This window comes from Pseudomonas fluorescens (genome assembly GCF_902497785.1).
In the GTDB taxonomy this organism is placed as follows: domain Bacteria; phylum Pseudomonadota; class Gammaproteobacteria; order Pseudomonadales; family Pseudomonadaceae; genus Aquipseudomonas; species Aquipseudomonas fluorescens_BO.
In genome coordinates this window covers 1-2,914 of record NZ_CABVHK010000037.1, presented here as the reverse complement: position 1 = coordinate 2,914, position 2,914 = coordinate 1, and the positions used below count along the sequence as shown (strand labels likewise).

Here is a 2,914-nt window from a genome sequence, read left to right as displayed (position 1 = left end):
AGGCATGGCCATGTTCGCGATGACGGCGACGTTTGCGCCCTCCATCGGCCCGACGCTTGGCGGCTGGCTGACCGAAAACTGGGGCTGGGAATACATCTTCTACATCAACATCCCACCGGGCCTGATCATGATCGCCGGCCTGATGTATGGGCTGGAAAAGAAAGAAGCGCACTGGGAATTGCTGAAAAGCACCGACTACACCGGGATTCTCACCCTCGGTATCGGCCTTGGTTGTTTGCAGGTTTTTCTCGAGGAAGGTCATCGCAAGGACTGGCTGGAATCGAACCTGATCGTGTCCCTGGGCAGTATCGCGCTGGTCAGCCTGATCACGTTTGTCATCGTGCAGTTTTCCAAGCCCAACCCCCTGATCAACCTCGGCATCCTCGGCAATCGCAACTTCGGTTTATCGAGTATTTCCAGCCTCGGCATGGGCGTCGGGTTGTACGGCTCGATCTTTCTGTTGCCGCTGTACCTGGCGCAGATCCAGAACTACAACGCCTTGCAGATCGGCGAAGTGATCATGTGGATGGGCGTGCCGCAGCTGTTTCTGATTCCGCTGGTGCCGAAGCTGATGAAATACGTCTCGCCAAAATGGCTGTGCACCCTGGGTTTCGGGTTGTTCGGGCTGGCGAGTTTTTCCTCGGGGGTGCTGAACCCGGATTTCGCCGGGCCGCAGTTCAATCAGATCCAGATCATCCGCGCGCTGGGCCAGCCGCTGATCATGGTGACGATTTCGCTGATCGCGACCGCCTATATTCTGCCGCAGGATGCGGGCTCGGCGTCGAGCCTGTTCAACATCCTGCGCAACCTCGGCGGCGCCATCGGCATCGCCCTCCTCGCCACATTGCTGGACGCGCGCACAAAGACCTACTTTGATTATTTGCGTGAGGCGATAGTGCCGAGCAACCCGCAGGTTGCCGAACGGATTACGTCCCTGACGGAGCGCTTCGGCAGTGAAACAGCGGCGCTGGGCAAGCTCAGCGAGATTGCCCATCAGCAGGCGTCGATCATGGCGTATAACGATGCGTTTCACTTTGTCGGGATTGCGCTGGGGATCAGCATGCTGGCGGTGTTGTTGACCAAGCAGTTGCCGGCGGGGCTTAAGGCTGGCGAGGCGCATTAATTGAAAGCACCCCTGTAGGAACTGCCGAAGGCTGCGATCTTTTGCTTTACGGGTTTAGATCGGGCAGGTGACGCCCGTACCGCCAATCCCGCAATACCCTTCAGGATTCTTGGCCAGGTATTGCTGGTGATACGCCTCGGCAAAGTACACCGTCGGCGCTTCGTCGATTTCGGTGGTGATGGTGCCTTTGCCCGCCTTGGTCAACTCAGCCTGGAACACTTTCGCGCTGGCCTTGGCCGCGTCCAGTTGGGTCGGGTTGGTGGCGTAGATGACCGAGCGATATTGCGTGCCGATGTCATTGCCCTGGCGCATGCCCTGGGTCGGGTTGTGCAGTTCCCAGAACATCTTCAGCAGCGCTTCGTAGCTGACTTTCGCCGGCTCGTAGACCACCAGAACCACTTCGCTGTGGCCGGTCAGGCCTGAGCAGACTTCTTCGTACGTCGGGTTTGGCGTGTAGCCGCCGGCGTAACCCACCACCGTGCTGACCACGCCTTCGCGCTGCCAGAACTTGCGTTCCGCACCCCAGAAACAGCCCAGGCCGAAGATCGCAAAATCCACGTCCATGGCGAATGGGCCCAGCAGCGGTGCGTCGTGGACAAAGTGTTTTTCCGGCAGGTTCATCGGAGTTTCGCGGCCAGGCAGAGCTTGTTCTTTAGTCGGGAGCACGTTTTTGTTCACCAGAATTTCCGAGCGCAGAACCATGATCAGTCCTCTCAGGTGGGTAGAAATGTAAATAGACAGACCGCCAGTGTGCCCAATGCCGTCCAGTTACGCACTACCTCTGTGGGAGCGAGCAGGCTCGCTCCCACAGGGATTGGGGTGTGCTCAGACGATTGGCCCGCGCGGGTAGCGCTTGAGCTTTTCGATCAGCTCGGTGCCCGGGATCGGTCGGTCGAACAGGTATCCCTGGCCGACGTCGCAGCGGTGGCGCCTCAAAAACGCAAGTTGCTCGGCGGTCTCGATGCCTTCCGCCACCACCTTGAGCTTCAGGTTGTGGGCCATGGCGATCACCGCGGAGGTGATTTCCATGTCGTCCTGGTTGTCCGGGATTTCGTGAATGAAGCTTCGATCAATCTTGATGATGTCGATCGGGAATTTTTTCAAGTAACTCAGCGACGAGTAACCGGTGCCGAAATCGTCCATGGCCAGGGTCAGGCCCAGGCGCTTGAGCTGGTCGAGTTGCAAGTGCGTATCTTCGGTGGCTTCCAGCAGCAAGCCTTCGGTCAGTTCCAGCTCCAGCAAGTTCGCCGGAAGCGCTTCTTCCTTGAGGATGTTGGCGATCGACGACACCAGGTCCGGGTCGGAAAACTGCTTGGGTGACAGGTTGATCGCCACTTGCAAATTGCCCAGGCCAGCGGCGGTCAGGTCTTTGCTCATGCGGCAGGCCTGGCGGGCGATCCATTTGCCAATCGGAATGATCAGCCCGGTTTCTTCGGCGACGCTGATGAACTGGTCCGGACGGATCATGCCTTTTTCCGGATGGTTCCAGCGCAGCAGCGCTTCCATGCCCAGCAGGCGACCGCTGCGCAGGCACAGTTTGGGCTGGTAGAACACGTCCAGCTCGTTTTGCGTCAGGGCGCGGCGCAGGTTGTTTTCGACGAACAGTTTGTAACTGGCTTCGGCGTTCAGCGCTTCAGTGAACACTTGGACCTGGTGTTTGCCGTTGGCCTTGGCCTTGTGCAGGGCCAGCCCGGCGTTGCGCATCAGGGTTTGTGGGTCGCGACCGTGCAGCGGCGAACTGGCCAGGCCGACGGAGCCGGTGACGCTGATCAATTGGTTGTCGACGAACAT

General features: G+C 59.0%; 3 protein-coding genes. 1 reads left to right on the top strand and 2 read right to left on the bottom strand.

Features of this window, described 5'->3' with window-relative positions:
• On the top strand, nt 1–1,123 hold a 1,123-nt coding region (locus F8N62_RS31020; RefSeq protein WP_150714185.1), incomplete at its 5' end, for a DHA2 family efflux MFS transporter permease subunit.
• A 54-nt stretch (nt 1,124–1,177) separates the two neighbouring features.
• Here F8N62_RS31020 and msrA read toward each other — a convergent pair.
• Entirely contained in the window at nt 1,178–1,825 is a 648-nt protein-coding gene (gene msrA, locus F8N62_RS31015; protein ID WP_150712214.1) for a peptide-methionine (S)-S-oxide reductase MsrA, read from the bottom strand.
• A 123-nt stretch (nt 1,826–1,948) separates the two neighbouring features.
• On the bottom strand, nt 1,949–2,914 hold a 966-nt coding region (locus F8N62_RS31010; protein ID WP_150714184.1), incomplete at its 5' end, for a putative bifunctional diguanylate cyclase/phosphodiesterase.

Bases quoted from the DNA above. Each gene is read 5' to 3' on its own strand.
- msrA (WP_150712214.1), bottom strand. From the start codon at position 1,825: ATGGTTCTGCGCTCGGAAATTCTGGTGAACAAAAACGTGCTCCCGACT.